Genomic DNA, 22,264 nt, shown 5'->3' on the forward strand with positions numbered 1-22,264 from the left:
GGCCGGCCGATGGCCGCCGAACGGCCCGCCCGGCGGCCCGTCGGGTGTGACGGTGTTCACCCTCGCCGGTGGTGCGGCGCCACCCGTCCGACGACGGACGACGCCGCACCCTCCGGTCAGAAGACGCGCGGGATGCTGCTGGGCGTCCAGCCGCTGCCCACGGCACTGGTGCTGGTGGCGTAGAGCTTGAAGTCGGCGCTCAGGTCCCCGGTCGACTGGAAGCCGAGCATGACGCCGGCGGAGTCCTGGCCGATCAGGTCGGTGCGGCCGTCGCCGGTGACGTCCCCGACCAGGATGCGGGGCCGGTTCGTCGTGCCCCAGTTCGTGCCCACGTACGGGTAGGGCCCGGAGAACAGCAGCCCCTCGCCGGTCATCGCCCCAGACGACCGGTACGCCCGCAGCCGTCCGTCCGCGAGCTGGGCGACCAGGTCGGTGGTGCCGTCACCGTCGAAGTCGGCCGGCAGAATCCGAGGAATCGAGGAACTTCGCCAACCGGTGCCGACCACCTTCGCCACGAGAGTCGTCGGGAAGAGCCTCATGTCCATGGAAAGATCCCCGCTGGACGGGTAGCCCTTCATGGTGCCGTCGGCGTGCTGGGCGATCAGATCGGTCCGCCCGTCGCCGTTGAAGTCGCCGGTCAGGATCCGCGGCACCTCCGTGGTGGTGAAACCGGTGCCGACATCTCTCGTCGCCCCGGCGAACAGCGGGGAGCCGGCGGAGAGATCGCCCGTTGACGTCCAGACCCGTAGCGTGCCGTTGAGCAGCTGACCGAGAAGGTCTGTGCGGCCGTCGCCGTTGAAGTCGCCCGGGATCAGGCGCGGGATCGAGCCGCTGGTGAAGGCGGTGCCGACGATCGCGGACGCCCCGGCGAAGAGCCGGTAGTCGGCGGAGAGGTCGCCGGTCGACTCCCAGGCGGTCAGAGTGCCGTCGCCGCTCTGCGCGATGATGTCCGCCCGGCCGTCCCCGGTGAAGTCCCCGGTGAGCGCCCGCGGCCGGTTCGCCCCGCCCCAGTTCGTCCCCACGTAGCGGTAGGGCGACGGGAAGAGCGGGGCGGTGCCCGAGAGGTCGCCGCTCGACCGGTACGCCCGCAGCCGGCCGTCGGCGAGTTGGGCGAGCACGTCGGTGCGGCAGTCGCCGGTCCAGTCACCCAGGATCACCACACCTGCCTGGTCTGCCGGGCCGTGACTCGCGCCACCGGCACTGCAGTTGTTGGGAGTGTTCTGGCGGATCCAACCGGCCAGGTCGTCGGTGCGGGTCTCGGTGGCGTCCCGCCGGGTCTCCGTCTCGGCGAGGCAACCTCCCTGCCAGGAGGTGGCATGTACGGCAACCAGCTCGGGACTTCCGTTCACCACCCGCACCGCCGGCCCTCCGGCGTCACCCTTGCAGGTGGTCGGCCCACCCTGCTCGTTGCTGATCGCGATGGTGGTGGCCGAGACGGTGCCGACCGTGACCGGCACACCGTGCAGCTTGTCGGGCACCCACTCCGTGGCGGTACGGCCGAACCCGAGCGCCTGCAACGTCTCGCCCGGCACGGGTGCCCCGGTAGCGAGCGGGACCGGGGCGACGCCGACCACCGGCAGCGTGAGCCGGAGCAGCGCGAGGTTCCGATCCGGGTGCGACACGACGAGATTGGCACGCTGCACCCGGCCGTCGTTCGTGGTCAGATCCAGCCGGCCCACAGTGACCGTGGTGGGCCACGCGGGCGCGCTCGCCGTCGAGCGCGGGCTTGGGGTGGGGGGAAGGCATGAATGGGCCGTCAACACCCACTGGGGCGCGACCAGCACCCCGGAGCAGGCACCTACCTCACCGAAGGTGACCTTCGCCGCGAAGGCGTACGCGCTGTCTGTGACCGGGCTACCCCCGCTTACCGCCCGGGCCGGCGCACCTGCGACGGCCCCTGCCGTCAACGCGGCAGCGACACCGATGACGAGGGCTCTTCGCCGTCGTCGTACCTGCTGATCCATCGACACTCCATTCCTCGGGCACGGCGGCCGGCCGCCCGCGTTGTGGCGCCGGCCATCTCGACCCGCCGGTCCGCCCGGGGCGCACCGGTCGGCCGCGTCACCTGCCAGTGACGGACTGGAATATAGATGTTGGGCGGTCTCCGCACCGCCCCGCTCGACCGCCGCGATCAGGCCCTCCCCGACGCGCCGATCGAACCATTAACATCCATGGATGATTTTCAGAGCGCCTTCCCCCACCCGTCCTCCCCTACGTCGCCGGGTGCTGCTGGGCCTCGTACCGCTCGGTGGCGCCGCGCTGGCCGTCGCGACGGCGGGCCGACCGGCGCGGGCGGCGACGACGCCCCGGGCGCCGGAGTGCCTCGCCGACCTGACGGCGGCCTGATGGCCACCATCCCCTGGCTCGCCGACGTGCTCCGCGCCGCCGGCGTCACGGTGGTCGAGCACGGCAACTGGCTCGGTCGGGTGGCCGGCAGCTCGTTCAACCCGATCGGCGTGCTCTGGCACCACACCGCCGCCACCTCCAGCGCCGGCAACCCGCACCCCGCCCTGAACATCTGCATCAACGGCCGGTCCGACCTGCCCGGCCCGCTCTGCCAGGCCCTGGTCGACTACCACGGCGTCTTCCACGTCATCTCCGGCGGGCGGGCCAACCACGCCGGCGTCAGCCGCGGCAGCGGCCCCATCCCGGCCGGCGACGGCAACACCCTGATGGTCGGTTGGGAGATCGACTACAACGGGGTCAACCAGGCCATGACCGGCGCCCAGTACAGCGCCTCGGTGCTCGCCACCGCCGCCGTGCTGCGGCGGCTCGGCCGGGACGCCAGCCACGCCCGGGGCCACCGGGAGACCAGCACCAGCGGCAAGATCGACCCGTCGTTCATCGACCTGGACTCGATGCGCGCCGACGTGGCCCGCCAGCTCACCGGCAACCCGCCCCTCGACCTCACGGAGAACGACATGAAGCTGATCCAGTCACCCGGCCGCGGCATCGCCCTCGTCGGCGCTGGCTACTTCCGGCAGCTGCGCGACAACGAGGAGGTGCACGCCGCCGTCGCGCTGGTCGGCCAGCCGCTGGTCGGCAACGACCGCCAGTTCGACCTGTGGCGCAGCATCGCGTACGACGGCCAGGTCAAGGCCCCGAGCTGACCCTCGTGCAAGGGGTCGGCGGGTGCGACGCGGTGCCTGCGCCGACCCGCCGACCCGGCTGCGCCCGCCGAGCGGCGGGCGGACCGGTCAGGCGTCGTAGTCCACCGTAAGCCGGTCGGTGGTCGGGCTGGACTGGCAGGTGAGGACGTAGCCGGCGGCCACCTCGTCCGGCTCCAGCGCGTAGTTGCGGGCCATCGTGACCGCGCCGTCGACCACCTTGGCCTTGCAGGTCGAGCAGACCCCGCCCTTGCAGGCGTAGGGCAGCTCGCCGCGCACCTTCAGCGCCGCGTCCAGCACCCGCTCGTCGCGCCGCATCGTGAAGCGCGACGACCGGCCGTCCAACAGGATGGTCACCTCGGCGCCGCCCCCCGGCTCGTCGGCCGGGCGTCGCGGCGGGGCCGGGGCCTCGGCGACGTGGAACAGCTCCGTGTGCACCGCCGACTCCGCCACGCCGCGCGCGGCGAGCACCTCCCGGGCGTCCACCACCATGTCGTACGGGCCGCAGAGGAACCACTCGTCGACGGTGTCGCCGGGCACGACGGTGTCCAGCAGCCGGCCCAGCCGGTCGGCGTCGATCCGGCCGGAGAGCAGCGGCGACTCGCCCTGTTCCCGGGAGAGCACGTGGACCAGGTGCAGCCGGGTCGGCCACCGGTCCTTCAGGTCGGCCAGCTCCTCGGCGAACATCACCGTGTTGGCCGTGCGGTTGCCGTACACCAGCGTGAACGTGCTGGCCGGCTCGACGGCGAGCGCCGTCGCGACCAGCGCGAGCACCGGGGTGATGCCCGAGCCGGCGACCACCGCGCCGTAGTGGCGGGCCCGCTCCGGCGCGAGGGCCGTGGTGAAGTGCCCGAGCGGCGGCAGCACCTCGATCGTGTCGCCGCCGCGCAGCGCGCCGCAGGCGAAGGCGGAGAACGCGCCGCCGGGGATCTCCCGCACGCCGATCCGCAGCCGGCCGTGCCGGGCCAGGTCGTCGGGCGTGGAGCAGATGGAGTACGACCGCCGCACGTCCTCGCCGGCGGCGCCGGGGCGGCGGACGGTGAGGTGCTGACCGGCGGAGAACGCGAACGTCTCCCGCAGCTCCTCCGGCACCGCGAAGGTGACCGCCACGGCGTCGTCGGTGAGCCGGTCGACGGCGGCGACGGACAGCGGGTGGAAGACCGGCCGGCGACGGACCGGGCGGGTGATGGTGACAGTCACAGCGCCTTCAGGTGGTCGAAGGGTTCACGGCAGGAACGGCAGCGCCAGAGCGCCTTGCACGCGGTCGAGCCGAAGCGGCTGACCTGCTCGGTCTCGGGCGAGCCGCAGCGCGGGCAGCGGACGGCGAGGATCAGCGGCACCACGTTGTCGGCGCGCACGGGCGCCGGCGGGGCGATGCCGGCGGCGGCGAGCTTGGCCCGGCCGGCGTCGGAGATCCAGTCGGTGCTCCACGCCGGGCTGTAGACGGTCCGCACATCGGCGTCGGGACGACCGGCGGCCGCCAGCGCCCGCCGGATGTCGGCGCGGATCACGTCCATCGCCGGGCAGCCGGTGTAGGTGGGGGTGATGGTCACGACCACCCGGCCGGTGGCCGGGTCCTCGTCGACCGCCCGCAGGATGCCGAGGTCGTCGATGGTGACCACCCGGATCTCCGGATCCACCACCGCCGCCACGGCCTCCCGCGGAGTCACCGGTGTGGCCTTCCGTTCGCGACTGCGGGACTCCGCTGCGCTGCACTCCTCGCGCTCACCAGTTGGCTCCGGGGTGGGCGCGGTGCAGCACCTGCATCTCGGCGAGCAGGTAGGACAGGTGCTCCGTGTGCACGCCGTCCCGCCCGCCGGCCGGCGCCCAGCCGGACTCCGGCCGGGACAGCGTGGCCTCGTCGAGGACGGCGGCGACGGTGGCGTCGAAGTCGGCCCGCAGGGTGGCCGGATCGACCGGCGCCGCCGGGTCGGGGGCGAACAGCTCGTGCACGTACGGCCAGACCTGGTCGACGGCCGCCTGCATGCGCCGGTGCGACTCCTCGGTGCCGTCGCCGAGCCGCCGCACCCACAGCGAGGCGTGGTCGAGGTGGTAGGCCGACTCCTTGCGGGCTTTGGCCCCGATCGCGGCCAGCCGCTCGTCGGCGCACCCGACCAGCGCGGTGTAGAGCGGGAGCTGGTAGGCCGCGAGGAAGAGCAGCTTCGCCATGGTGACCGCGAAGTCGCCGTTGGGCAGCTCCACCAGCAGGCAGTTGCGGAACTCGCGGTCGTCGCGGAGGAACGCCAGCGCGTCCTCGTCCCGGCCGGCGCCCTCCAGCTCGCCCGCGTACGACAGCAGGAGCCGGGCCGCGCCGAGCTGGTCGAGGGCGATGTTGGCCAGCGCGATGTCCTCCTCCATCTCCGGCGCGCGGGTGGTCCACTCGGCCAGCCGCTGCGCCGCGACGAGCGCGTCGTCGCCGAGGGCGAGGGCGAAGTCGAAGGGGCCGTTCACGCCACCACCTCGCTCCGCTCGGCGGCGGCGCGACGCGCCCCGGTGCTGAGCCGGATGGTTCGCTCGCTGCGCTCGCTCACAGGTGGGCCACCCCGTCCGGCACGTCGTAGAAGGTGGGATGGCGGTAGACCTTGTCGGCCGCCGGGTCGAAGAAGGCGTCCTTCTCGTCGGGGCTGGACGCGGTGATCGCGCCCGCCGGCACCACCCAGATGGAGACGCCCTCCTGGCGGCGGGTGTAGAGGTCCCGCGCGTTGCGCAGGGCCAGCTCAGCGTCGGGGGCGTGCAGGCTGCCGACGTGGGTGTGCGACAGCCCGCGCCGCGCCCGCACGAAGACCTCCCACAAGGGCGAAGGACCGCTCACGCCGCGCTGGTCCGTTCGCTCGCTACGCTCGCTCACGCCGCTACCTTCTCCTTCTTCTCCACCCGCTTGGCGGCGTACGCCGCCGCGGCCTCACGCACCCAGGCGCCGTCGTCGTGGGCGCGGCGGCGGTGCTCCATCCGCTGCCGGTTGCACGGGCCGTTGCCCTTGATCACCCGCATCAGCTCGTCGTAGTCGGGCTGGGTGAAGTCGTACGACTGCCGGGACTCGTTCCAGCGCAGGTCAGGATCCGGGATGGTCAGGCCGAGGATCTCGGCCTGTTGCACGCACATGTCCACGAAACGCTGGCGCAGCTCGTCGTTGGAGAAGCGCTTGATCTTCCAGGCCATGGACTGCGCCGAGTGGGTGGAGTCGGTGTCCGGCGGGCCGAACATCGCCAGCGACGGGTACCACCAGCGGTCGAGGGCGTCCTGCGCCATCGCCTTCTGCTCGGGCGTGCCGTGCGCGAGGGTGTGCAGGATCTCGTAGCCCTGCCGCTGGTGGAACGACTCCTCCTTGCAGACCCGGATCATCGCCCGGGCGTACGGCCCGTAGGAGCAGCGGCAGAGCGGGACCTGGTTGACGATGGCGGCCCCGTCCACCAGCCAGCCGATCGCGCCCACGTCGGCCCAGGTCAGGGTGGGGTAGTTGAAGATCGAGCTGTACTTCTGCCGACCGTTGAGCAGCAGCTCGACCAGCTCGTCCCGGCTGATCCCGAGGGTCTCAGCGGCGGCGTAGAGGTAGAGGCCGTGGCCGGCCTCGTCCTGGACCTTGGCCAGCAGGATCGCCTTGCGCTTGAGCGAGGGGGCGCGGCTGATCCAGTTGCCCTCCGGCTGCATGCCGATGATCTCGGAGTGGGCGTGCTGCGCGATCTGCCGGATCAGCGTCTTGCGGTACGCCTCGGGCATCCAGTCGCGCGGCTCGATCTTCTGGTCGGCGTCGATGACCTCGGCGAAGTACGCCTCGAGGTCCTCGCCCGGGCCGGGGGCGCCGCCCCGGCGGCCACGTGCGGCGGCCTCCCGCAGGGCCGCCTCCGCTGCCTCGACCTCGCCGAGCAGGCCGCCGCCGGGTGCGTCCTCGGCGGAGAAGTCGTTGCCATACATGGGGTCAAGTGTTACAGCTCGCCTCTCGGGACACCAGAGGGTGTAACAGGTTTCCGGAGACACTTTCGGGACGGGGCGGAGACTCGGGCAGCCGGGCAAACTATGACTTGGGTCACTATGGGAAGGTGAATCCTCTCAACAGCCGCATAGCGGCTCGATATCCCGCCTACATGGCAAGTTGCCAGGTGTCGGGTTCTGGCGCGCCGCCGATCCGCACGTAGACTTCCCCCGTCACACCGATCGGCTGCCGACGATCGCCCGAGAAACACGGAGGGCGGATCCCCCGGCCCCCGGCGAGCCGCCGATCCGTCCGACAACCAGCCGGTCCCCCCGGCCTGACATCTGGAGCTCATCCACTCATGCGATCCCGCGTGACCCTGGTGCTCGCCGTCGTGGCGGTCCTCCTCGGTGGCGGCCTGCTCGTTCCGGCCGCGTACGCCCGACTCGCCGGCGACGACGCCGCGAGCGGCGGAAGCGGCGGCGGAAGCGTCGCGGCCCCCGCGCCCACCCCGCCCCCGCCGCCGACCCTGGCCGCCGGCCCGGTCGCGGTGGACTTCAAGGGCGAGTTCTTCTCGTGGGCCCTGATGGACCGGGAGAGCGGCGAGATCTCCGGGTCGAAGAACCTGGCCTCGACCAGCTCCACCGAGTCGATGATCAAGGCCTGGTTCGCGGCGGACTACCTCCGCCAGCTCGGCGACAAGCCGCTGCCGGCCGAGCGGAAGAAGCAGATCACCACCGCCATCCGGGACAGCAACGACGACGCCGCCAACGCCCTCTACGGCGCGGTGGGCCGGGCCGCCACGATCAAGCGGATGATCAGCACCTGCGAGCTCACCGACACCAAGCCGGGCAACGTGCCCGGCTACGTGGGCTGGTGGAGCTTCACCCGGATGTCCCCGCGCGACGCCGTCCGGCTCGGCGACTGCATCGCCGACGGCACGGCCGCCGGCCCCAAGTGGACGAAGCTCCTGCTGGACGAGATGAGCAAGGTCAGGGGCAGCACGGCCGCCAAGGACCAGAAGGCCCGCTCCGGCGGTGGCCGCTGGGGCATCATCGACGGCCTCCCCCAGTCGATCGTCAGCCAGGGCCCGGTCAGCATGAAGAACGGCTGGACCCCGCTCAACTACGACGGCAACTGGCACGTGAACTGCCTCGCGGTCACCGACAAATGGAGCCTCGCGGTGATGCTCCGCTACCCGCAGAAGAGCGGGCTGAACTACGGCGCGCAGGTCTGTGCCTCGGTCGCCAGCCAGCTCGTCACCCCGCAGCCGGGCGCCGCCCTCAAGGTGCCGCAGCAGCCCGCCGGGAAGCTCTGATGGCGCGACAGCGCAGGGCCGACGAGCCCGCCGACGCCTCCCCCGGCAAGCTGATCGCCATCGCGGTGGTCCTCATCGGCCTGGTGCTCGTCTCGCTACGGCTGCTGCCGGGCTCGCCGTTCGAGTCCCGCGCCGCCGCCGAGTGGGGCGCCCCCGCCGGCCCCGCCGAGCGCGCCACGGGAGCCCCGGGCGACCGCAGCTCGCGACCGTCGCCGACGCCGAGCCCCACGCCGGAGCCGCTGCCGTTCCAGGCGAAGGACCTCGACCTGGACATCGAGGGCTGGTACTCCTGGAGCGTCCTCGACCGCCGCAGCGGCGAGATCGTCGGCTCGGACAACATGGACGAGACCAGCACCACCGCGTCGCTGATCAAGGCCTGGATCGTCGCCGACTACCTGCGCCGGGCCGACGACGCCGGCCAGACCCCGAGCGACGCCAAGCTCGCCGACGCCACGAAGATCATTCGGGACAGCGACAACACCCGGGCCGAGCAGTTCTACAACACCGTCGGCCGGTCCGCCTCGATCAAGCGGCTGATCTCCCTGTGCGACCTGACCGACAGCAAGGTCGCCCCGGACGGCGGCTGGAGCCGTACCGCCCTCTCTCCCCGGGACACCGCCCGGATGGGCGCCTGCATCGCCGACGGCCGCGCCGCCGGACCCGAGTGGACCAAGTGGCTGATCGACGAGATGCGGCTGGTCCGGGGCGCCGGTGACTTCGGCATCCGCAAGGCGTTCCCGGCCGCGGAGCGCAAGACCATCGCCATCAAGAACGGGTGGATCGACCGGACGCGCGAGCAGGAGATGCACATCAACTGCCTCGCCATCGGCGACACCTGGACGATGGGCGTGATGGTCCGCTACCCCATCGGCAAGGGCTACGAGTACGGCATGAAGAACTGCCAGAAGATCACCGAAGCCCTCCTCCGCCCCACCACCTAGACCCGACCGCCACCCCGGGTCGGCCAGGGGTTCAGCCCATGAAGAAGGCCGGGCCGGAGTCGGGCAGGGGCGGGGCGGCGTCGATGGCGGCGGCGCGACGGGCGAACTCGCGCAGACCGGCCACCTGGCGCTCGCCGAGGGAGAAGTCCAGCGCCCGGAAGTACGTCGCCAGGGTCGCCGCGTCGAACGGCTCCCAGCGCGCGGCCGCCTCGGCCACCTGGTCCAGTTCGGCCAGGCAGAGGTCCCGGGAGCGCAGGAACGCCTCGTGCACCTCCTTGACCAGGCCCGGGTGGGCGGCGGCGAAGTCGCGGCGTACCGCCCAGACGGCGAAGACCATCGGCAGGCCCGTCCACTCCCGCCACGCCTGCCCGAGGTCGGTGACCTCCAGCCCACGCTTCGGCGCCTCGTAGAGGGCGCGCAGCGCCACGTCGCCGATCAGCACCCCGGCGTCGGCCTCCAGCAGCATCTGGGTCAGGTCGGGCGGGCAGCGGAAGTACTCGGGGTTCACCCCGTACCGCTCGCCGAGCAGCAACTGGGCCAGCAGCACGCCCGTCCGCGAGGTCGAGCCGAGCGCCACCTTGCCGTGGCCGAGCTCGGCCAGCGGGCGGGTGGAGACGACGTTGACGGAGAGCACCGGGCCGTCGCTGCCGACCGCCAGGTCGGGCAGGAGCAGCAGCTCGTCGGCGTGCCGCAGGTACTCCACCTGCGAGATCGGGCCGATGTCCAGGTCACCGGCGACCAGAGCGGCGCTGAGCCGGTCCGGGGAGTCCTTGTGCAGGTCGACGTCGATCAGGGCACCGGAGCGCATCAGCCCCCAGTAGATCGGCAGGCAGTTCAGGAACTGGATGTGCCCGACCCGGGGGCGTGCGACGTGCTCAGCCATGCCCCGACCGTATCCCCGCCGCCGTCCGGTGGCTCAGTGGGCCGGGCTGGGAGTGGCCAACCCCGCATCCGCCGCCGGCTCAGCGGCGTCGCCGGGGGCGCCGGCCGCTCTGACTCGTCGGACGGACCGGGCGACGGCGGGCACGAACGCCACCACGACCAGCAGGCCGACCGCGCCGGCCGCCGCGATCAGGGGTCGCGGCGCCAGCAGCGCCAGCAGGGCGCCACCGATGAGGTAGCCCCCCATCGAGCCGCCCTGCACCGCCGCGCCGTAGAGGGCGTACGCCCGGCCGCGCGACACCTCCGGCACCCGCCGGGCGGTGAGCAGGTTGGCGAAGACGTTCTCCCCGCCGTTCGCCGCGCCCGCGACCAGCCAGAGCGGGACCAGCAGCGCGGCCGTGGGCACGGCGGCGGCGACCGCCACCGTCAGGCAGATGCCGCCGAGCGTCGCCAGCACCCCGTACACCAGGGCGCCGTCGTCGGTGAGCCGGTGGGCCAGCCGGGCGCAGAGCCAACTGCCGGGCAGCATCCCCGCCATCCAGGCGGCGCCGACCAGTCCGTACACCGTGGGCGAGCCGTCGAGGGTCTCCCGGATGAAGAAGACCTCGACCACGTTGATGCCGCCGACGGCCGTGATGACCGCGGCCGTGCTGAGGACGACGGCCAGCAGCAGCGGGTCGCTGCGCAGCCGCCACGCCGGGGCCCGTTCCGTCCCGGACGCGGGTGCGGCCGTGGCCCGCCGGCCGCCCCTGCGGGTGCGCAGCAGCAGACCCGCGGCCACCAGCGCGAGGTAGCTCACGGCGTCGATGAGCAGGGGTACGCGCGCGCCGAACTGCCCGACCAGCAGCCCGGCGAGCACCGGGCCGCCGAGCGCGCCCAGGCTGCTGGCCGTCTGGCTGATCGCGCTCGCCCGGGGCAGGTCGGCGGGGCGCACCATCGCCGGCAGCAGCGCCGCCAGGCAGGGCTGGGTCACGGCCAGCCCGCAGGCGAGCAGCGCCACGAGCCCGATGATCAGGGCCGGGTGGTCGGCGAAGGCGAGCAGGGCGCAGACGGCGGCCTGCCCCAGGCCGGCGGTGACCAGCAGCGTCCGGCTGTCCACCCGGTCGGCGAGCCGCCCGGTGAGCGGGGCGAGCACCACCAGCGGCAGGGTGGCCGCCAACAGCAGTCCGGACACGGCGAGGCCGCTGGCGCCGGTGGCCTGGAGGGCGAGCGCCAGGGCGGTGGCGGCGAGGAAGTCACCGCACATCGAGGTGCCGCGTGCGGTGGCCGCGAGCCAGACGTCGGACCAGCGCGACCCGTCAGTTGTGAAGGACATACTTCGAAAATAATCCTTCACAACTGATCGGAGCAACCCCCTACGCCAGCGGCACCGCCCGGTACTGCACCGCCACCGTCCGCGCCCCGGCCGGCGGATCCGCCTGCCGGTTCCGCTGCCGGTACGGCTCGAACAGCGCGCTCACCGCCTCGTTCAGCCCGGCCAACTCCTCGGCGGTGAGCAGCAGCACCGTGTCGCTGAACAGCGCGGCGTCGTACCACTCGGGGGCCTCACCGCCGGCGCGGCGCAGCCAGTCCCGGCTCCGCTCCAGGTCCCGGGCCGCGTGCGCCTCCACCAGCGCCTGCTCGGCCGCACGCGCCTCCGGGCCGGCGGAGCGCCCCGCGTCGACCATCAGGCCCTGGCCGACTGTGCGCCACAGTCGCTCGCGCGCGTCGCCCCGGCTCGGCGCCTGCTCCACCAGGCCCGACTTCGCCAGCGCCCGGAGGTGGTAACTCGTCGCGCTCGGCGACAGCCCGGCGACCTCCGCGCACTCGGTGGCGGTCGCCCCGCCCTCCACCATGCTCAGGTGTTCCATGATCGCGATTCGGGCCGGATGGGCCAGCGCCCGCATCACCTGCGGGTCACTGATCGTCATCCGCCGCTGCTCGGGACGCGCCTCCGTCATGGGCCCATGATTCCTGGTCGCCCGCCCGCCGTGGGTCGCCGGTCGACCGGCACCGGAGGCGGCGGCGCCACGGTCGAAATCCGGTGGAGCATGCCGCGCCGGGCGCGTAAGATGTCAGGCCGCTGACGGCCATGGTGAGAGTGACCACCGCATCGGACGTCCCGCGCCGGGGGCCGGCCCATCCGCCCGCCGGACACGCGAGCGACCGGCAGATGACCCCGACGGGATTCAGCGTGACCGACCTCGATCTCGACCTCGACGCCGACCTCGCCGCCGAACGCGAGCACCTCGCCACCTCCCGGGCCGCCCTGGCCCAGATGCGGGAACGCGCCCAGGCCCTCTTCTCCACCGGCGACCAGGTGGCCGGCGACGCGTACGCGGCCGAGACGCTCGGGCGCACCCTGGCCCGCCGGGTCGCCGAACTCGCCGACGACCCCACCACGCCGCTGTTCTTCGGACGCCTCGACTTCGGGCCGGCGACCGGGGCCCCGCCCGCCGGCGACCCGCCCGGCGAACCCGGCGACGGGCCGGACGGGTGGCACGCGGACCACGCCGGGCGGCGCTACCACGTCGGCCGGCGGCACGTCACCGACGACCGGGGCGAACCGCTGGTGCTGGACTGGCGGGCCCCGGTCTCCCGGTCGTTCTACCGGGCCAGCGCACGCGACCCGCAGGGCGTGGCCGTACGGCGCCGCTTCGGGTTCAGCAACGGGGCGCTGACCAGCTTCGAGGACGAGCGCCTCGACCGGGGCGAGGAACTGGGCACGACCAGCCGGATCCTCACCGCCGAGATCGAACGGCCGCGCGTCGGGCCGATGCGCGACATCGTCGCCACCATCCAGCCCGAGCAGGACGAACTGGTCCGGGCCGACCTCGCCGACTCGATCTGCGTGCAGGGCGCCCCGGGCACCGGCAAGACGGCCGTCGGCCTGCACCGGGCCGCGTACCTGCTCTACCTGCACCGGGAACGGCTGCGCCGCTCCGGCGTGCTGATCGTGGGGCCGAACCGGGCCTTCCTGTCGTACATCGCGGCGGTGCTGCCGGCGCTCGGCGAGGTGGAGGTCGAGCAGGCCACCGTGGAGGACCTGGTCGGCCGGGTGCCGGTGCGGGCCGTCGAGGACCCGGCGGTGGCCGCAATCAAGCACGACGCCCGGATGGCCGAGGTGCTGCGCCGGGCGGTCGACGCGCACATCGGCGAGCCGACCGAGCCGATCATGGTGTCGGACGGCTCGTTCCGCTGGCGGATCGGGCTGGACCCGCTGCACCGGGTGGTCCAGGAGACCCGCCGGGAGCGGCTGCCGTACGCCACGGGGCGCGAACGCGTCCGGGCCCGGGTGGTGGCGCTGCTGCAACGGCAGGCCGAGGCGCGGCGCGCCGAGTCCCCGAGCGACGCCTGGCTGCGCCGGATGGGCAAGGCCACGCCGGTCACCGCCTTCCTCGACGCGGTCTGGCCGGCGCTCACCCCGGAGGGGCTGGTGCACGCCCTGCTCACCGACCCGCAGCGGCTCGCGGCGGCGGCGGACGGGCTGCTCGACGCCGAGGAACAGGAGCGGCTGCGCGGGCTCGTCGTCCCGGGCCCCGGGCCCGACCCGACGGCGGCGGCCGGCACCACGCGCGCCCCGGCGCGGCGGCCGGGCCCGGCCGGCACGAAGCTCGGGCGCACGCCGAAGGCCACGAAGTGGACGGCGGCCGACGCGGTGCTGATCGACGAGGCGGCCGGGCTGATCGAACGGCCGGGCGGCTTCGGACACGTCGTCGTCGACGAGGCCCAGGACCTCTCCCCGATGCAGTGCCGGGTGATCGCCCGGCGCAGCGAACACGGGTCGATCACCCTCCTCGGCGACCTGGCCCAGGGCACCGCCCCGTGGGCCGCCGCCGACTGGCGGGAGTCCCTGCGCCACCTCGGCAAGCCGGACGCCGTCGTGGTCCCGCTGACGGTCGGCTTCCGGGTGCCCGCCGCCGTGGTCGCGTTCGCCAACCGGCTGCTGCCGGCGCTCGCCGTCGACGTGCCCCCGGCCGAGTCGCTGCGCCGCGACGGCGCGCTGGACGTGCGTACCGTCGACGACCCGGTCGCCGCGACGGTGGCCGAGGTGCGCGCGGCGCTGGCGTTCGACGGCTCGGTGGCGGTGATCGCCGCCGACGACGCGGTCGGTGGGCTGCGGGCGGCGCTGGACGCCGCCGGCGTCGACACCGCGACCGTCGACGAGCCGGCCGCCGCGGCGCGCGTCACGGTGGTGCCCGCGACCCTGGTCAAGGGCCTGGAGTACGACCACGTCATCGTCGTCGAGCCGGCGGCGATCGTGGCCGCCGAGCCGCGCGGCCTGCACCGGCTCTACGTGGTGCTCACCCGGGCGGTCTCCCGCCTCGCCGTGCTGCACGCCCGACCGCTGCCCGCGCCGCTCGGGTGACCCCGGCGACTTGCGCCGGGAAGGTAGACAGGTGTCCGTGACAGCCACGACGAGCGCCCCGTGATCCTGGCCCGCGCCGAGGCGGTCAGCCGCCGCTACGGCGACGTGCTCGCCCTCGACCGGGTCGACCTGGAGGTCTCCGCCGGCGAGTTGGTCGGCCTGCTCGGCCCCAACGGGGCGGGCAAGAGCACCCTGCTGAACCTGCTCGTCGGGCTGCGCCGGCCCACCGCCGGCCGGGTCGAGCTGTTCGGCGGCGACCCGCGCGACCCGGCGAGCCGGCGGCAGATCGGGGTCACCCCGCAGGAGACGGGCCTGCCCGGCACGCTGCGGGTCGGCGAGGTGGTGGACTTCGTCGCCGCCCACCACCCCGACCCGGTCCCCCGGGGCGAGCTGCTCGACCGCTTCGGCCTGGGCGAGCTGGCCCGGCGGCAGACCGGCGGCCTCTCCGGCGGGCAGCGCCGCCGGCTCGCGGTGGCGCTCGCCTTCGTCGGCCGACCCCGGCTGGTGCTGCTCGACGAGCCGACCACCGGCCTGGACGTCGCGGCGCGGCACACCCTGTGGGAGGCGATCCGGGCGTTCCACGACGACGGCGGCACCGTGCTGCTGAGCAGCCACTACCTGGAGGAGGTCGAGGCGCTGGCCCGGCGGGTGGTGGTCATCGGGCACGGCCGGGTGCTGGCCGACGACACGGTGGAGGCGGTCCGGGGGATCGTCGGCGTACGCCGGGTCAGCCTGGTCGCCGACGGCCTGCCCGCGCTGCCCGGCGTGGTCCGCACCGAGCGGGTCGACGGCCGCACGCACCTGCTCACCACCGACGCCGACGAGTTGGTGCGGGCCCTGGTCACCGCCGGGGTCGCGTTCGCCGACCTGGAGGTCCGCCCCACCTCGCTGGAGGAGGCGTTCCTCGCCATCACGGCTGCGCCGGGCTCGCAAGCCGGCCGTCCGACGGCCGACGTGGCCGGCCCGCCGGCCACCGCCTGAGGGAACGGATCACCCATGCGCCTCGCCCTCGTCCACGCCCGCTACCAGCTCCTGGAGACGGTCCGCATCCCGGTCGCCGTCGTCGGCAGCGCCTTCTTCCCGGCCGTCGCGATGCTCTTCTTCGTGGTGCCGTTCGCCGGGAAGGACCCGGTCGGCGCCACCTACGCCACCGCCGCGATGGTCACCTTCTCGGTGATGAGCGCGAACATCTTCCAGTACGGCGTCGGGGTCGCCGAGGACCGCGACCAGCCCTGGAACCCGTACACGCGGACCCTGCCGGCCGGCCCGGCGCCACGCTTCGCCGGGCGGGTGCTGGCCGGGCTGGCACTCACCTACCTCTCCCTGGTCCCGGTGGTGGCGATCGGGGCGGCGCTCACCGAGGCGCGGATCAGCGCACCGGCGTTCCTGCTGGCCCTGGCGATCGTCACGGTGATCTCGGTGCCGTTCACGTTGCTGGGTCTCGCCATCGGCTACTCGATGCCGAGCAAGGCGGCGATCGTGGTGGCGCAGGTCGTCTTCTTCCCGCTCGCCTTCGGGGGCGGGCTGCTCTCCGCACCGGACCAGGCGCCCGGGTTCGTCGAGGCCGTCGCGCCGTTCCTGCCGACCCGGGGCGCGGTGGAGCTGATGTGGGCGGCGGTCGGCGACTACCCGGTCAACCCGCTGTCGATGGTCATGCTCGGGGTCTGGGTGGTGCTGCTGGCGCTGCTGGCCGGCTGGGCGTACCGGCGCGACGAGGGTCGACGGTTCAGCTGACGTTTCCTCGGATCCGCCCCGGGGCGCGGCGGGTCGGTGCCACGATTCCGGCAGGGGCGTGCCGACGTGGCCGTCCCCCGCCGAGAGGGGTCGACGTGAGCACCGTCCCGCCGGGCACACCCTGCTGGGCCGACCTCGCCACCCCGGGCCTCGCCGAGGCGCGACGGTTCTACCCCGAGCTGTTCGGTTGGACCGGTCGGATCGACCCGCAGCCCGAGGCGGGCGGCTACACGGTCTTCCTGCTCGGCGGGCGGGCGGTGGCGGGCGCGGGTCCGCCGGCCGTCCCCGACCAGGTGCCGATCTGGTCGACGTACCTGGCGACCGACGACGCGGACCTGGTCGCCGGCCGGGTCGAGCGGGCCGGTGGGCAGGTCGTGGTGCCCCCGTTCGAGGTCTTCGACCAGGGGCGGATGGCGGTCTTCGCCGACCCCGCCGGGGCGACGTTCAGCGTCTGGCAGCCGATGTCGATGCCCGGGGCCGAGGTCTTCGACGTCCCGGGTGCGCTGACCTGGACCGAGCTGGTCACCCCCGACCCGGAGGGCGCGAAGGTCTTCTACGAGCTGGTCTTCGGCTGGCACCCGGACGACCAGCGGGCGGGCCCGGTCACCTACACCGGCTGGCGGCTCGGCACCCGGATCGTGGCCGGCATGGTGCCACCGCTCGGCGACGGGTTCCCCGCGGACACGCCCGCGTACTGGTCGGTGTACTTCGCCGTGGCCGACGCCGACGCGGCCGCCGCCCGCGCCGCCGAACTCGGCGGCACCATCCTGGTCCCGCCCCAGACCACCCCGGCGGGCCGCTACGCCGCCCTCCGCGACCCCCACGGCGCCCTCTTCAACATCCTCACCCGCCCCTGAGCCCCTGGAAGGGCGGGGCGGTCAGTGGTGGGGGCGGACCGGGACCACCAGGGGGCCGTGGTCGCCGTCGATGACGCGGACGGTGGCGCGGTACCAGGTGGCGAGGAGTTGCTCGGTGAGCACCTCGCGGGGGGTGCCGGCGGCCACCACCCGGCCGTCGGCCAGCAGCACCATGCGGTCGGCGTACTCGCCGGCGATGGAGAGGTCGTGCATGGTGGCGAGCACCGTCAGGCCGTGCTCGCGGCGCAGCCGGTCGACCAGCTCCAGCACCTCCTGCTGGTGGCCGATGTCCAGGGCGCTGATGGGCTCGTCCAGCAGCAGCAGGGTCGCGCCCTGGGCCAGCGCGCGGGCCAGGAAGACCCGCTGCCGCTCGCCGCCGGAGAGGGTGGCCAGCTCCCGGTCGTGGAACCCGGCCAGGTCCAGCCCGTCGAGCACCTCGTGGGCGGCGGCCAGGTCGGCGGCGGACTCCCGGCCCAGCGGCGCGATGTAGGGGGTGCGGCCCAGCAGCACGTAGTCGAACACCGACATGCCGGCCGGCACGACCGGGGACTGGGCCACGGTGGCGACCACCCGGGCGCGGTCGCGGCGGCGCAGCGCCTCGCTCGGCGTACCGAAGAGGGAGACGGCGCCCGGCGCGGGCAGCAGGCCGCCGACGGCGCGCAGCAGGGTCGACTTCCCGGCGCCGTTCGGGCCGATCACGGTGACCCACTCGCCGGGGGCCACGGTCAGGTCGACGCCGGCCAGGATCGGCGTGCCGTCCAGGCGCACGTGCAGGTCGCGCACCTCGACGGCGGGCACGGTGGCCGCGTCGGGGGCCCGCACGGCCCCACCGTCCGCCGGCCGCGCGGCCGGCACGCGCCGCGCGCTCACCCGAGCACCCGGCGGGAGGTACGCAGCACCAGAACGAAGAACGGGCCGCCGAGCAGCGCGGTGACCACGCCGATCGGGATCTCCGACGGGGCGGCGGCGGTACGGGCCACCACGTCGGTCAGGGCCAGGAAGGCGCCGCCGAAGAGCAGCGACAGCGGCAGGATCACCCGGTAGCTCGACCCGGCGAGCAGCCGGACGGTGTGCGGCACGATGATCCCGACGAAGCCGATGAGGCCGGACGCGGAGACGGCGGCGGCGGTGCCGAGCGAGGCGGCGGCGATGAGCAGGTAGCGGGACCGCTGCGGGTGCAGCCCGAGGCTCGCGGCCTCGTCGTCGCCGACGGAGAGCACGTCGAGCTCCCGCCGGTGCAGCAGCACCACCAGGGCGGTGAGCAGGAAGTACGGGAGCACCAGCCGCACGTCGTGCCAGCCGGCGGTGGCGAGCCGCCCGAGCAGCCAGGAATAGACCTGCTGGATGCTGTCGGAGTTGCGTTGCAGCAGGTAGGTCTGCCCGGCCGAGAGGAACGCGGAGACGGCCACCCCGGCGAGGATCAGCGTGGCCGTGGAGCGGCCGCGCCCGCCGGAGGCGCCCAGCAGGTAGGTCATCGCCACCGCGCCGATCGAGCCGACGAACGCAGCCAGCGGGATGGTGAGCGGCAGCCCGGTCAGCGCGCCGCCCGCCCCGGCGCCGAGGGTGATCACCGCCGTGACCGCGAGCCCGGCCCCGGCCGCCACCCCGAGCAGGTACGGGTCGGCCAGCGGGTTGCGGAACACGCCCTGGTAGCAGCCGCCGGCCAGGGCCAGCAGCCCGCCGACCAGCAGCCCGAGCACCACCCGGGGCAGCCGCAGCTCGGTGACGATGGCGATCTCGCGCTCGGTCAGCCCGCTGTCGAGGCGTACCCCGGGAATGAGGTTGAGCAGCTCGGCCGCGACGCTGCCCGGCGGCAGGCTCACCGGGCCGAGGGACACCCCGGCGACCAGCGCGACGAGGACCGCGGCGACGCCGGCGACGAGCCAGCGGGGCCGCAGCCCGGCGGGCCGGGACGCGGGGAGCGTCCCGGCCCGCCGGGCGGGCGGCGCCTGCACGGGCGGATTGGTCATCGACGGGTGCGGGTCACGCGGGGACCTTGGCGGTCGCGTCGACGATCACGCGGAGCAGCTCCACCACGCGGGGCCCCCAGCGGGAGGCGACGTCGTCGTCGAGGGCGACGATCTGGTTGTTCTTGACGGCGGTGACGCCGGCCCAGCCGCCGCGCGCCTTGACCGTCTCCGCGCTCTGCTTGCAGCACTTGGTGTCGGCGAGGAAGACGAAGTCCGGGTCGGCCTTGACGATGACCTCCTGCGAGAGCTGCGGGTAGCCGCCCTGCTTGCCGTCGGCGTCGGACGCGTCGGCGATGTTCTCCAGGCCCACCATCGTGTAGAGCGAGCCGATGAAGGTCTTGCTGGTGGCCGTGTAGAGCTCCGGGCCCAGCTCGTGGAAGTAGGTCAGCTTCTCGGCGCGCTTCGGCAGGTCGGCGACCAGCTTGGCGATGTCGTCCTTCATCCGCTTGGTCACGTCGGCCGCCTCGCCCGCGTGGCCGGTGAGGGTGCCCAGGTCCGTGATCTGCCGGTAGGTGTCCTCCAGCGTGGTCGCCGCCGGGTTCAGCAGGACGGGGATCTTCAGCGCGGTGAGCTGCTCGACGATCTTGTTGGTGTCATTGGCGAGCACCACCAGGTCGGGGCTCTTGCCGGCGATCGCCTCGGCGTTCGGCTGGTAGCCGGAGAGGTCGCTCTTCGGCACGTCGGCCGGGAAGTTCGACTGGTCGTCGACGGCGGTCACCTGCTTGCCGGCGCCGATGGCGAAGAGCATCTCGGTGGCCGTCGGGCTGAGCGAGACGATCTTCTCGGGCCGCTTCTCCAGGGTCACCGAGCCGACGGTGGCCGGGAAGGCGGCGCCGGCCGAGCTGGCGCCGGCGGCGGGGGTGTCGTCGGAGCTCTTCTCGGCGCAGGCGCCGAGGGCGAGCGCGGCCACCGCGAGGGTCGCGGCGAAGAGCCGGGGGGTACGTCTGAGCACAGGTCCTCCTGTCGGTCGAGGAGCGTGGTGCTTCGCCGACAGGGAGCGGGGGCGCCCGTCCGCGAGGCGCCCTTCCTCGAGAGCGCGAGTCGCGACCACGGACGCAGGCGACCTGGCTCGTCCCCGCCACGCCCCGGCGTACGGCCGGGTGGCGGGACATCACAGTTGCGGGACAGCGCCGGGCTCGCACCGGCTTCGCTGCGCGTGGTCGGTAGAACGGTAGCGCACGCCCCAGACGTGCCTCGTCGATCCAGGGCGCATCGGCGCTCGTTGATCATCAACGGCGGCGATATGCCCTGGATCGACGTCTGCTGGCCGGTGGTGGGGCCCCGCCGGGGGCGGATCGGGGCCCCACCGGGTCAGGAACTGGTGATGGTGACGTTGTCCACAGCCGCCTCGACCAGGCTCGCGCCCGAGGCGTCCGCCGCCTCGACGAGGATCCGCACCGACTGACCGGCGTACGGGGTCAGGTTGGCGTTCGCCACCGCCCAGGCGCCGTTGCGGTTGGTGGCCGCCCCGGACTGGGTGAACAGGGCCGTGGTGCCGCCGTTGTGCACCACGCTCACCCGCAGGTAGTCGGCCGACGAGGCGTTCGAGCCGTGGGCCAGGTACCAGGCGAGAGAGAGCGTCAGCGTGCCGCTCGACGGCAGGGTCACCGCCGGCGACCGGGCGCTGGTCACGCCGCCGTCGAGGTCGTGGTCACCGGCCGCCGTGCCGGCCAGCGGGCCGGTGACGAGGTCGTTGGCGCCGGCGTACGGGGCGAGCTGCTTCGCCCCACTGGAGTTGGTCGCCTGGGCGGCGCCCCGCTCCCACACCCCGAGGGTCGCGGTGTCGGTGCCGTTCGGGTTGATGGTCCAGCCGGTGGCCGTCTCGAAGGTGTCCGACCAGACCGTGGTGCCGCCGCCACCGCCGCAGTACTGCGCCTGCTTGCCGATGACCCGGTACGGGCAGTCGGCGTACTCGCTGATCAGCAGGACCGCCTCCCGGTTGCGCGAGGTCTGGGCGGGGATCACCTCGTCGGGCGGGTAGAAGCCGCCACCGCCGGCCGAGCCGGGGTACATCTCGAAGGTGTACGCCCAGATGCCGTGCTGGCCCCACATCCAGTCGATGCTGTCCCCGTCGGTGATGTAGAGGTCGCTCGACTGCTGCGGGGTGTAGCCGTTGGTGTTCGCCATCTGCTGGCCCAGGGTGGCGAAGGTGTTGTACTGGTCGGCGCTCATCCCGGTGCCGGTGTTGTTGTACGTGTAGCCGAAGGGCCACAGCACCAGTTCCGAGTAGGTGTGGAAGTCGATGTTCGCCTTGATCTGCTGCGTGCCGCCGACGACCCGGCTGTTGACGAAGTTCCGCAGCGCCGCGGTCTCCGGCGCGGAGAACGCCGACGGGCCCCGGTAGGTGTCCGAGGAGGCCGAGCCGGACGAGCCGCCGCAGCAGCCCCACTGGTAGGACCAGTTGCGGTTGAGGTCGGTGCCGACGTACGACGAGCCGCTGTTCGGCTGCCGGTTCTTGCGCCAGGACCGGTAGGAGCCGGTGGCGATGTCGTACTCGCTGCCGTCCGGGTTGACCGTCGGCACGATCCAGATCTCCCGGCTGTTCACGATGCTGGTGATCCGGGAGTCGCTGCCGTAGCTGTCGGTGAAGAGGTTGAGCAGGTAGACCGCCATCTCGACGGTCAGGTGCTCGCGGGCGTGCTGCTGGGAGTTGAACAGGATCTCCGGCTCGTTCTCGTCGCTGGCGACGTTGTCGGAGATCTTCACCGCCATCAGGTCCCGGCCCTCGTACGAGGAGCCGATGCTGATCTTCCGGGCGATCGAGGGGTGGTCCGCGACCACCTTGTTCACCACGGCGGTCAGCTCGGCGTAGTCGTGGTAGTTGGAGTCGGCGGGCGGGAAGGCGGCCGTGCCGACGTCCCCCTCGGCGTGGCTGTGGCCGTGGTCGTCCGCCGACGGGGCGGGGACCGCCTCCAGCCGGAAGCCGAGCCGGGTGATGGCCGCCGCCTCGGCCGGGGTGGCCGAGACGTTCAGCACGCCGTGCTCGACGAAGTCGATGGCGGCGCCGGTGCCTGCGACGGCGGTGCGGTCGTCGACCGTACGCGGGCCGAGCACCCGGTACGACGCCGTCGCGGAGTCGCCCCGGTCCGGGGCCGGCCGGGCTGTGGCCGGCGCGGCGGCGACCGTGAGCAGGGCGAACCCTGCTGCTACGGCGACCGCCAGGCGACGGCGGAGGGTGGTGTTGCGGAAGGCCATGG

21 protein-coding genes and 1 riboswitch are annotated in these 22,264 nt (G+C 73.7%); of the genes, 8 read left to right on the top strand and 13 right to left on the bottom strand.

The window, feature by feature from the left end; translation table 11 throughout:
* Positions 1–116 precede the first annotated feature (116 nt).
* A complete protein-coding gene (locus ACLQ22_RS20165) occupies positions 117–1,964 on the bottom strand; it encodes an FG-GAP-like repeat-containing protein (RefSeq protein WP_425693651.1) in 1,848 nt (615 codons plus the stop codon).
* Positions 1,965–2,175: 211 nt separating this feature from the next.
* On the opposite strand from ACLQ22_RS20165, the gene ACLQ22_RS20170 reads away from it, so the two are divergent.
* Together ACLQ22_RS20170 and ACLQ22_RS20175 are read left to right on the top strand one after the other, a co-directional pair.
* Positions 2,176–2,346 (top strand): hypothetical protein, encoded by a 171-nt coding sequence (locus ACLQ22_RS20170; RefSeq protein ID WP_425693652.1) that lies wholly within the window; start codon positions 2,176–2,178, stop codon positions 2,344–2,346.
* Complete coding sequence (locus tag ACLQ22_RS20175; protein ID WP_425693653.1) at positions 2,346–3,110, top strand: peptidoglycan recognition protein family protein; 765 nt, start codon at positions 2,346–2,348, stop codon at positions 3,108–3,110. Before ACLQ22_RS20170 ends, ACLQ22_RS20175 begins: the two co-directional genes overlap by 1 nt.
* A gap of 87 nt (positions 3,111–3,197) precedes the next feature.
* Here the strand turns inward: ACLQ22_RS20175 and paaE are convergent, their stop codons facing one another.
* The 5 genes from paaE to paaA all read right to left on the bottom strand — a co-directional run bounded on the left by paaE (position 3,198) and on the right by paaA (position 7,019).
* The gene (gene paaE / locus ACLQ22_RS20180) at positions 3,198–4,307 is read right to left on the bottom strand and encodes a 1,2-phenylacetyl-CoA epoxidase subunit PaaE (protein ID WP_425693654.1); all 1,110 of its coding nucleotides are present in this window, start codon (positions 4,305–4,307) and stop codon (positions 3,198–3,200) included.
* The gene (gene paaD / locus ACLQ22_RS20185; protein ID WP_425693655.1) at positions 4,304–4,777 is read right to left on the bottom strand and encodes a 1,2-phenylacetyl-CoA epoxidase subunit PaaD; all 474 of its coding nucleotides are present in this window, start codon (positions 4,775–4,777) and stop codon (positions 4,304–4,306) included. The genes paaE and paaD overlap by 4 nt, the downstream gene beginning before the upstream one ends.
* A gap of 55 nt (positions 4,778–4,832) precedes the next feature.
* Positions 4,833–5,558, bottom strand: a complete 726-nt coding sequence (gene paaC, locus ACLQ22_RS20190) for a 1,2-phenylacetyl-CoA epoxidase subunit PaaC (protein ID WP_425693656.1) — start codon at positions 5,556–5,558, stop codon at positions 4,833–4,835.
* 76 nt (positions 5,559–5,634) lie between these two features.
* Entirely contained in the window at positions 5,635–5,955 is a 321-nt protein-coding gene (gene paaB / locus ACLQ22_RS20195) for a 1,2-phenylacetyl-CoA epoxidase subunit PaaB (protein ID WP_121397098.1), read from the bottom strand.
* On the bottom strand, positions 5,952–7,019 hold the full coding sequence (paaA, locus tag ACLQ22_RS20200; RefSeq protein ID WP_425693657.1) for a 1,2-phenylacetyl-CoA epoxidase subunit PaaA: 1,068 nt from the start codon (positions 7,017–7,019) through the stop codon (positions 5,952–5,954). The genes paaB and paaA overlap by 4 nt, the downstream gene beginning before the upstream one ends.
* 359 nt (positions 7,020–7,378) lie before the next feature.
* Between paaA and ACLQ22_RS20205 the strand changes: the two genes are divergently transcribed.
* Positions 7,379–8,335, top strand: coding sequence for a hypothetical protein (locus ACLQ22_RS20205; RefSeq protein ID WP_425693658.1), 957 nt, complete (start codon positions 7,379–7,381; stop codon positions 8,333–8,335).
* The gene (locus ACLQ22_RS20210) at positions 8,335–9,276 is read left to right on the top strand and encodes a hypothetical protein (protein WP_425693659.1); all 942 of its coding nucleotides are present in this window, start codon (positions 8,335–8,337) and stop codon (positions 9,274–9,276) included. The genes ACLQ22_RS20205 and ACLQ22_RS20210 overlap by 1 nt, the downstream gene beginning before the upstream one ends.
* Before the next feature lie 31 nt (positions 9,277–9,307).
* On the opposite strand, the gene ACLQ22_RS20215 is transcribed toward ACLQ22_RS20210, so the two are convergent.
* The 3 genes from ACLQ22_RS20215 to ACLQ22_RS20225 are packed head-to-tail and all read right to left on the bottom strand — an operon-like array spanning position 9,308 to position 12,098.
* Complete coding sequence (locus ACLQ22_RS20215; protein ID WP_416608523.1) at positions 9,308–10,159, bottom strand: menaquinone biosynthetic enzyme MqnA/MqnD family protein; 852 nt, start codon at positions 10,157–10,159, stop codon at positions 9,308–9,310.
* A 33-nt stretch (positions 10,160–10,192) separates the two neighbouring features.
* Positions 10,193–11,473 carry an MFS transporter gene (locus ACLQ22_RS20220; protein ID WP_425693660.1) on the bottom strand — a complete coding sequence of 427 codons (1,281 nt, stop codon included), beginning with the start codon at positions 11,471–11,473 and terminating at the stop codon, positions 10,193–10,195.
* A 40-nt stretch (positions 11,474–11,513) separates the two neighbouring features.
* On the bottom strand, positions 11,514–12,098 hold the full coding sequence (locus ACLQ22_RS20225; RefSeq protein WP_425693661.1) for an ArsR/SmtB family transcription factor: 585 nt from the start codon (positions 12,096–12,098) through the stop codon (positions 11,514–11,516).
* 212 nt (positions 12,099–12,310) lie between these two features.
* Here ACLQ22_RS20225 and ACLQ22_RS20230 point away from each other — a divergent pair, with 212 nt between their 5' ends.
* The 4 genes from ACLQ22_RS20230 to ACLQ22_RS20245 all read left to right on the top strand — a co-directional run bounded on the left by ACLQ22_RS20230 (position 12,311) and on the right by ACLQ22_RS20245 (position 17,097).
* Positions 12,311–14,506, top strand: a complete 2,196-nt coding sequence (locus tag ACLQ22_RS20230) for a HelD family protein (protein WP_425693662.1) — start codon at positions 12,311–12,313, stop codon at positions 14,504–14,506.
* Between the two features lie 60 nt (positions 14,507–14,566).
* Complete coding sequence (locus ACLQ22_RS20235) at positions 14,567–15,487, top strand: ABC transporter ATP-binding protein (RefSeq protein ID WP_425693663.1); 921 nt, start codon at positions 14,567–14,569, stop codon at positions 15,485–15,487.
* A gap of 15 nt (positions 15,488–15,502) precedes the next feature.
* Positions 15,503–16,240, top strand: a complete 738-nt coding sequence (locus tag ACLQ22_RS20240; RefSeq protein ID WP_121397107.1) for an ABC transporter permease — start codon at positions 15,503–15,505, stop codon at positions 16,238–16,240.
* 95 nt (positions 16,241–16,335) lie between these two features.
* Positions 16,336–17,097, top strand: coding sequence for a VOC family protein (locus ACLQ22_RS20245; RefSeq protein WP_425693664.1), 762 nt, complete (start codon positions 16,336–16,338; stop codon positions 17,095–17,097).
* A gap of 21 nt (positions 17,098–17,118) precedes the next feature.
* On the opposite strand, the gene ACLQ22_RS20250 is transcribed toward ACLQ22_RS20245, so the two are convergent.
* The 4 genes from ACLQ22_RS20250 to ACLQ22_RS20265 form a co-directional block, all read right to left on the bottom strand.
* Positions 17,119–17,919: an ABC transporter ATP-binding protein gene (locus ACLQ22_RS20250; RefSeq protein WP_425693769.1), complete on the bottom strand. Its 801-nt coding sequence runs from the start codon at positions 17,917–17,919 to the stop codon at positions 17,119–17,121.
* 44 nt (positions 17,920–17,963) lie between these two features.
* Complete coding sequence (locus tag ACLQ22_RS20255) at positions 17,964–19,067, bottom strand: FecCD family ABC transporter permease (RefSeq protein ID WP_425693665.1); 1,104 nt, start codon at positions 19,065–19,067, stop codon at positions 17,964–17,966.
* 13 nt (positions 19,068–19,080) lie between these two features.
* Complete coding sequence (locus ACLQ22_RS20260) at positions 19,081–20,019, bottom strand: ABC transporter substrate-binding protein (RefSeq protein WP_425693666.1); 939 nt, start codon at positions 20,017–20,019, stop codon at positions 19,081–19,083.
* Between the two features lie 111 nt (positions 20,020–20,130).
* Positions 20,131–20,213, bottom strand: a riboswitch (cobalamin riboswitch).
* A gap of 165 nt (positions 20,214–20,378) precedes the next feature.
* A complete protein-coding gene (locus ACLQ22_RS20265) occupies positions 20,379–22,262 on the bottom strand; it encodes a M14 family zinc carboxypeptidase (protein ID WP_425693667.1) in 1,884 nt (627 codons plus the stop codon).
* Between the last annotated feature and the right edge of the window lie 2 nt (positions 22,263–22,264).

Source organism: Micromonospora sp. DT178, assembly GCF_049841695.1.
Classification (GTDB): domain Bacteria; phylum Actinomycetota; class Actinomycetes; order Mycobacteriales; family Micromonosporaceae; genus Micromonospora.